Source organism: Citrifermentans bremense R1 (genome assembly GCF_000426865.1).
GTDB lineage: Bacteria > Desulfobacterota > Desulfuromonadia > Geobacterales > Geobacteraceae > Geomonas > Geomonas bremensis.
On sequence record NZ_AUGE01000055.1, the window covers coordinates 1 to 7540 of the forward strand.

At 61.9% G+C, this 7540-nt stretch carries 7 protein-coding genes and 1 riboswitch; of the genes, 4 read left to right on the forward strand and 3 right to left on the reverse strand.

Annotated elements, in window-relative coordinates:
- The first annotated feature begins 20 nt into the window (after positions 1-20).
- Genes K419_RS0118335 through K419_RS0118345 form a run of 3 tightly spaced genes read left to right on the forward strand, consistent with a single transcriptional unit; the run spans position 21 to position 2516 of the window.
- Positions 21-374, forward strand: coding sequence for a hypothetical protein (locus K419_RS0118335; protein WP_012531892.1), 354 nt, complete (start codon positions 21-23; stop codon positions 372-374).
- A 35-nt stretch (positions 375-409) separates the two neighbouring features.
- The gene (locus K419_RS0118340; protein ID WP_026842830.1) at positions 410-1081 is read left to right on the forward strand and encodes a heavy metal response regulator transcription factor; all 672 of its coding nucleotides are present in this window, start codon (positions 410-412) and stop codon (positions 1079-1081) included.
- On the forward strand, positions 1068-2516 hold the full coding sequence (locus tag K419_RS0118345; protein ID WP_026842831.1) for a heavy metal sensor histidine kinase: 1449 nt from the start codon (positions 1068-1070) through the stop codon (positions 2514-2516). The genes K419_RS0118340 and K419_RS0118345 overlap by 14 nt, the downstream gene beginning before the upstream one ends.
- 89 nt (positions 2517-2605) lie before the next feature.
- Here K419_RS0118345 and thiC read toward each other — a convergent pair whose 3' ends face one another.
- Both thiC and thiD read right to left on the reverse strand, forming a co-directional pair.
- Positions 2606-3919: a phosphomethylpyrimidine synthase ThiC gene (gene thiC / locus K419_RS0118350; protein WP_026842832.1), complete on the reverse strand. Its 1314-nt coding sequence runs from the start codon at positions 3917-3919 to the stop codon at positions 2606-2608.
- Positions 3920-3985: 66 nt separating this feature from the next.
- Positions 3986-5437: a bifunctional hydroxymethylpyrimidine kinase/phosphomethylpyrimidine kinase gene (gene thiD / locus K419_RS0118355; RefSeq protein WP_026842833.1), complete on the reverse strand. Its 1452-nt coding sequence runs from the start codon at positions 5435-5437 to the stop codon at positions 3986-3988.
- A gap of 262 nt (positions 5438-5699) precedes the next feature.
- Positions 5700-5801: riboswitch (TPP riboswitch) on the reverse strand.
- A gap of 151 nt (positions 5802-5952) precedes the next feature.
- Between thiD and alr the strand changes: the two genes are divergently transcribed.
- On the forward strand, positions 5953-7092 hold the full coding sequence (gene alr / locus K419_RS0118360; RefSeq protein ID WP_026842834.1) for an alanine racemase: 1140 nt from the start codon (positions 5953-5955) through the stop codon (positions 7090-7092).
- A 126-nt stretch (positions 7093-7218) separates the two neighbouring features.
- Here the strand turns inward: alr and K419_RS23300 are convergent.
- Positions 7219-7540 (reverse strand): transposase (locus K419_RS23300; RefSeq protein ID WP_318842543.1); only part of this gene is annotated, 322 nt, incomplete at its 5' end.

Below are 7540 nucleotides of genomic sequence, written 5' to 3' on the forward strand. Positions count from 1 at the left end.
GGACAAGATTCTGGAGCAACATGGATTCGATCAAGAAGGCAGCCATCGTGCTGAACGGCTTCATCCACGATTTCGCCACGGGCTACTGGCTCTCGGCGTTGATAGCGATCTACCTGCTGCACGGTTTCCGGGGAGGGATCCCCGAGGTGACCGTGATCCTCTCCGGGATCGAGCGGTTCTTCTTCTGGAACACGGTGGGGGCTGCCGCCGCCATCTTCGCCACCGGCGGGATGCGCAGCTTCACCTACGTCAACAATTTTTACGGCCCCGAAGCTGAACGGACGCGGCGCAGGATGCTGGTGATAAAACACGTCCTGCTGCTTTTGGTGGTCGGCGCCGGCAGCTACTGGGGCTATTCGCTGTCGTTCGGCTAGGACGGCCGCTGCCGGCCCCGGAGGAATACGAGCTTATGTATTTTTTGATCGTGGAAGACGCGGAAAAAACCGCTGAACAGTTGCGCAGGGGGTTGTCGGAGATGTCGGTGACGGTGGACGTCGCATCCGACGGGCTCAAGGGGCTGGCGATGGCCCGGGAGAGGGACTACGACCTGATCGTCCTCGACCTTATGCTCCCCGGCATCGACGGGTTCGAGGTGGTGAAGCGGTTGCGCGAAGGGGGATCCACCACTCCGGTCATGATCCTTACCGCGCGCGACGAGGTGCACGACCGCATCACCGGGCTGCAGCTTGGGGCGGACGACTACCTGGTCAAGCCGTACTCTTTCGCCGAACTTTGCGCCCGGGTCCAGGCGCTGTTGCGCCGGGGGCAGGTGGTGCAGCAGGACGAGATACAGGTGGCGGACCTTACCGTCAACTTCTTCGCCCACAAGGCGACCCGCGCCGGAAAGAACCTGGACCTCACCCCGAAGGAGTTCGCCCTGCTCTCCCTGCTGATCCGGCGGGCGGGAGAGGTGCAAAGCCGGTTGAGGATCGCCGAGCGGGTGTGGAACCTCGGCTTCGACGCCAACCTGAAGATCGTCGACGTCAAGGTTGCCGCCCTGAGGGCCAAGGTGGACGGGCCTTACGAGAAGAAACTGATACACACGGTGCGCGGCTTGGGGTACATACTTGAAGATCGGTAAGGCGCTGCGGCTTCTAAAAAAAGGGATTCTGATCGACCTTCCCGGGGCTTTCTCCATCGCCCACAACCTGGCCATGGTGCATATCCTTACCATCCTGGTCGCCTTTACCGTCTGCGCCACCTTGCTGTACTTCAAGATCGTCGAACAGTTGGACCAATCCGCCAACGCAGAACTCAGGTCGGAAATCGCCTCCATCAGAACGCTGCTTTTCTCCCCTAACGGAGTAGATATGCTCCGGAAATCGATGCTGAACGAGGCCGAGAGCGAGGAGGTGGGGCGTCACAGCATCCTGCTCCGCCTCCTGGATAAAAACGGCAACCCGCTCATCGAGGGCAAGAACATCAGGGACGTTCCCATCGCGGCCTTCCCGCAGGCGGGGGTCTGTCAGCTCAAGAAGTACCGGACCGCCGACGGCAAGTTATACCTGATCCGCAACGCAGGGCTGCACGACCCCCTGTCGCAAAAAAACGGCTGGCGGCTGCAGATCGCCGTCGACCTCTCCCCGCACGAAAGGCTCGCCGCCAGCTACCGCACCTACCTGATCCTTTTCGGCTTCGGCGGCCTTTTGTTCGCCATACCCAGTTCGCTTCTCGTGGTGCGGCACGGGTTGAAGCCGCTCAACGACCTCTCCGACACCATCGCGCAGGTAACCGACGACGAGCTCGGCACGAGGCTCAGCCCCGCCAACTTCCCCGTCGAGATGCAGTCCCTGGCCAACTCCTTCAACACCATGATGGACACCCTGGAAACGTCCTTCCAGCGCCTTTCGCACTACTCGGGGAACCTGGCGCACGAGCTGCGCACCCCGATAGGCAACCTGATGCTGCAGACCGAAATAGCCTTGTCCAAGGAAAGGACGCCGGAGGCCTACCGCGAGGTACTCGCCTCGGCGCTGGAGGAGTACACCCAGCTCTCCCTGACCATAGACCGGCTGCTCTTTCTGGCGCGCGCCGACAGCAACAACAACGATCTTTTGCTGCAAAGGCTAGCGGCAGAGGGGGAGGCTTTCGAGGTCATCGACTACTTCTCGGAGGAGGCGGCCGAGGCCGGCATCACCCTGGAGTGCCGCGGCGCCGCCGTCATCGCTGCCGACCGGACCCTCTTTCGCCGCGCGCTCAGCAACCTGGTTTCCAACGCCATCTCGCACACCCCGAGCGGCGGGGTGGTGTCGGTTACCATTCGCCCCCGCAACGACGGCAGCGTTGAGGTGGACGTGAGCGATACCGGGTGCGGCATAGAGGCCAAGCATCTGCCGATGCTGTTCGACCGTTTCTACCGGATAGACCAGGAAGTGGAGGGGGAGTTCCGCGTCGGGACCGGGCTTGGGCTCGCCATCGTCAAGGCGATCATGACCATGCATCGCGGCCGGGTGCTGGCGTGGAGCAAGCTGGGGAAAGGGACCACCATCACCATGCGTTTCAACCACCGCCAGTAGTCTTAAAGAAAGGGCAGGGGAGTTCGGAACAAAAAAGCCATGCCTGGCAGCGCGCCGGGCATGGCTTTTTTCCTTTCTTTTCGCTAGGTTCAGGCCGCGTTGGCTGAGTTGGCCTTTTCGCGCTGGGTGGCGTCGTCCATCACCTTGTAGGCGCAGAACTCGCCGCACATGGTGCAGGCGCCGTGGTCGGCGACCCCCGACTCCTCCCTCAGGCGGCGCGCCTTTACCGGGTCGATGGCGTGGGCGAACTGCCCCTCCCAATCGAGCTTCTTGCGGCAGCGGGCCATCTCGTTGTCCTTCTCCATGGCCCCCTTGACCCCCTTGACGATGTCGGCTGCGTGCGCCGCGATGCGGCTCGCCATGACACCCTCGCGCACGTCCTCGACGCTCGGGAGCTTCAGGTGCTCCGAAGGGGTCACGTAGCAGAGGAAGTCGGCCCCGGCGGCCGCGGCTATGGTGCCGCCGATAGCCGAGGTGATGTGGTCGTAGCCAGGAGCTATGTCGGTGACCAGCGGCCCGAGCACATAGAAGGGTGCGCCGTGGCAAAGCCGCTTCTGCAAGAGGATGTTGGCCTCGATCTGGTTCAGCGGCATGTGGCCGGGCCCCTCGATCATCACCTGCACGCCGTACTCCTGTGCGCGCTGGGTGAGTTCGCCCAAAAGGATCAGCTCGTGGATCTGGGCGCGGTCGGTCGCATCGGCCAGGCAGCCGGGGCGGAAGCCGTCTCCCAGCGACAGTGTCATGTCGTAGGCCTTGACGATTTCCAGCAGGCGGTCGAAGTGCTCGTAGAGCGGGTTTTCCGCGTTGTTGTGCGCCATCCACTCGATGGTGAAGGCGCCGCCGCGGGAGACCACGTCCATGATGCGCCCTTCCTTGCGCATGCGCTCGACCGTCGAACGGGTCACGCCGCAGTGCACGGTGATGAAGTCGACGCCGTCCTCGGCGTGCTTGATCACCCCCTGGAAGATGTCCTCGACCGTCATCTCCACGATCGCCTTCTTGTGCTTTCTGACCGCGTCGAGTGCCGCCTGGTAGAGCGGCACGGTGCCGATGCAGGCGGAGGTCTCGGCGATCACGGCGCGGCGGATCTCGTCCACCGGTCCGCCGGTCGAGAGGTCCATGATGGCGTCGGCGCCGCTGGCCACGGCCACGCGCACCTTCTCCAGCTCGTTTTCGAAGTTGAGGTCGTCGGCGGAGGAGCCGATGTTGGCGTTCACCTTGGTTCTGAGCCCCTTACCCACTGCGAGCGGGGTCCCGTTTGCGTGCTTGTTGTTGTGGCAGATGATGATGTTGCCCGCGGCGATCCCGGCGCGGATGAATTCGGGATCCACCCCTTCGGCGAGGGCCGCGGTCTTCATCTTGTCGGTAATGATCCCCTTGCGGGCGTATTCGAGCTGAGTCATGTCTACTCCTTTATTGAACTTGCTTCTTGTCGTGTCGATGAAAATTCCCCAGTCCCCAGCCCCTGCTTATTCCTGGTCTCTTGCCGCCATGAAATGGTTCACGGGGCCGTGCCCCTTTCCCAGCGGTTGGGCGTACTTGATGGCGCGGGTGACGAAGAGCTTCGCCCGGAGCACCGCGCCGGGGAGCGGTTCCCCCTGGGCCAGGTAGCTTGCTATTGCCGAGGCCAGCGTGCAACCGGTGCCGTGGGTGTTGCGGGTGAGTACGCGCGGAGCCGTGAAGCGGGTGAAGCCGGCGCCGTCGAAGAGGATGTCGGTGACCACCCCCTCGGTCAGGTGCCCCCCCTTGACCAGCACGTGCTTTGCCCCCATGAGGTGCAGAGCCCGGGAGGCTAGTTCCATGCCGGCCGTATCGGTGATGGTGAGCCCGGTGAGGGCCTCGGCCTCCGGAATGTTCGGCGTGAGCAGGTAGCAAAGCGGGATGAGCCTCTGTTTCAGGACGCCTAGCGCCTCGTCCTCCATGAGCGCTACCCCCCCCTTGGCGCTCATCACCGGGTCGAGCACCACCATCCTCATGCCGTGGGCGGTGAGCCTGTCGGCGAGGGTGGCTGCGTTCTCGGCCGAGGAGAGCATCCCTACCTTCACCACGTCGATCGGGATGTCCGTGAGGACCGCGTCGATCTGTTCCGCGAGGAAGGCGGCCGGGACCGGATGGATGGCGGTAACGCCGCGGGTGTTCTGTGCGGTGAGCGCGGTGATGGCCGAGGCGCCGTAGCTTCCCAAAAGCGTCACCGTCTTCAGGTCCGCCTGGATGCCGGCGCCCCCTCCCGAGTCGCTCCCGGCCACGGTGAGCACGCCGCCGCGCGGCTGCATCGCCTTCCTGTTGAAGAGGAGCGCCAGTTCCGTCGCGGCGAGCGCGGGGGATCTGGCCGACAGCACCGCCGAGATCACCGCGATGGCGTCGGCTCCGGCGTCGATCACCGCGCAGGCGTTGTCCCTGGTGATGCCGCCGATGGCGACCACCGGTATCCTCAGTTTTTCCTTCAAAAGGGCGAGCTTCTCCGGCCCCTGGATATGCTCGACCTCCTTGCTCTCGGTGGGGTAGATGGCTCCGAAACCGACGTAGTCGGCGCCGGCCTCCTGCGCCTCGAGCGCTTCGGTAAGCGAATGGGTCGAGATCCCGATCATCTTTTTGGGGCCGAGCGCCTTGCGTGCCGCGGCCGGGTCTCCGTCGTCCTGCCCCAGGTGGACGCCGTCGGCGTCGAGGGCAAGGGCCAGTTCGACGTCGTCGTTGACGATGAATTCCACCTGGAATTCCGTGCAGAGGTGTTTCAGCTCCTGTCCCAGTTCCAGGCGTTCCTCGTAGCTGCGGACCTTGTCCCGGTACTGCAGGACGGCGACCCCTCCCGAGGAGAGTGCCTCGCCCACGCGGTGGACCAGGCGCTCCGCTTGGTCCGTGATGAGGTAGAGCCCCCCGATGCGCCGCTCCTTGCCGCTATGGTCCACCACGAGTCTTAGCACGTTAACCTCTGTGAAAGGCTGAGAAAAGCTGAGAAAACCAAACCGCTAACAAGGAGAAAATCTGAGCACATCTGAGAATAAACAGAACCGGAGAGAAGCTAAAAGCAAAGTCTTTTGGGTTAACCCCAAGTCTTGAAGCTTTCAGGTTCTCTCAGGGGTTAGCTTTTACTCAGATGTTCTCCTTGTTAAGGGTTTTGGGGTTTTGGTTTTGGAACGAAAAAGAGCCGTGACGGAATGGGTCACGGCTCCGGAAATAGAAAGGTCGGAGTTCGCGCCGCTTCCCTACGCCGGTGTCAACCGGATCAGGTTCAAAGGGTTCAGGCCGCGCCTGTCTCAGTTCTCAAGAACTCCCCTAGCTGGCTTTAGTGGCTGCGCGTAAACATAATGGAATCCTGCTGATAAGTCAATCGGTTTCGGGTTTTTACCTTTACAGCTTCAGGCAGAAGTGGTAGAAAATTCACTGGCCGGGACCTCCCGGCCTGATTTCATTCACCTCTAGGGATACGGGTCTTTTTATGGACAGTCGTCCTACAGTTGTCGAGATAGATCTTGCCGCCCTGCGGCACAATTTCTCCCTGGTTCAAAAGCGGGTCCCCGAAGGGTGCGGGCTTTTGGCCGTGGTCAAGGCGGACGCCTACGGGCATGGCTTCCAGTACATTTCGGAAGAGCTGGAGAAGCTCGGCGTCGACGCCTTCGCCGTCGCCTTCCTGGCCGAAGGGGTGCAGCTGCGCATGAGCGGCATCACCCGGCCGGTGCTGATTCTCGGCGGGATCTACCCCGGCGAGGAGAGGCGCTGCATCGGCCTCAACATCTCCACCGCGCTTTTCTCGCTGGAGCAGGCCGCAGCGCTGGACCAGGCCGCGCTGGAGATCAAGTGCTACCGGAAGGCGCACATCCATCTCAAGGTCGACACCGGGATGGGGAGGCTCGGGGTTCCCTACCACGAGGTCCCCGAGTTCCTCGCCAAGCTGAAGCAGTTCAAGAACCTGGAGTTGGAGGGAATCTTCTCCCACTTCGCCAGCGCCGACGAACTCGACCCCGAAGGGATCGCCTTTACCAAGCTGCAGGCTGAGCGTTTCAACGCCGCCGTCGAAGAGGCGCGCCGGCAGGGATACGCGCCCAGCTACGTGCACGTCGCCAACAGCGCCGCCATCCTCGCCCAAGATCTTCCTTACTGCAACCTGGCCCGCCCCGGCATCATCCTGTACGGCGCGCTCCCCTCCGGCGACTTCGAGGGGCAGGTCCCGTCGCAGCCGGTGATGCGCCTGAAGAGCCGGGTGGCGATGCTCAAGTGGGTCGAGCCCGGCACCAGCATCAGCTACGGCAGGCGTTACGTGGCCAGCGAGCGAGCCCTGATAGCGAGCGTGCCGGTAGGTTACGCCGACGGCTATTGCCGCAGCCTCACCAACAAAGGCGAGGCCCTGATAAGGGGGCAGAGGGCGAAGGTAGCCGGCACCGTCTGCATGGACTGGATCATGCTGGACGTCACCAACGTAAAAGGGGTCGCGGTAGGCGACGACGTGACGCTACTGGGTCCCGATCCCATGGGGGACTGCATCAGCGCCGAGGAGATGGCCGAGAAAGCCGGGACCATACCGTACGAAGTCTTGTGCGGCATAGCCACCCGCCGCGTGCGCAGGGTGTATCTCGGTTAGGAGCCGAGAAAAACCGAGAAAACCAAGCAAACCGAAAACCCTTAACAGGGAGCACATCTGAGGACATCTGAGAAAAGCCAGGGAGAGAATCAAAAAACTTTTTTGTTTACCCCCAGTAGTGTCCGGTTAAGAAGTTGCAGTTGATGGTGGATGCTCTCCGACGCCAGCCTCGGTTCCGTCAACATCGTGAGATTCGGCCATCATTTCAACTATTTCGTTTCTTATTTTTGTTCTTAGTTCTCTGACACGATTAATACTAACGCGCTCGTTGTGTTCCTCATGGCAGTAAATTGCAAGGAGCAGGTAAGTTATCAGACCACCTAGTATTTGCGCCATCAAGCCGTGTGGGCTTCTGGCAATCAAATGGTACACATTGAGATGTTTCTTCCACCAGCCAAAAAAGACCTCGATATCCCAGCGAAGCTTATATGCAAGAGCGATATCTTCG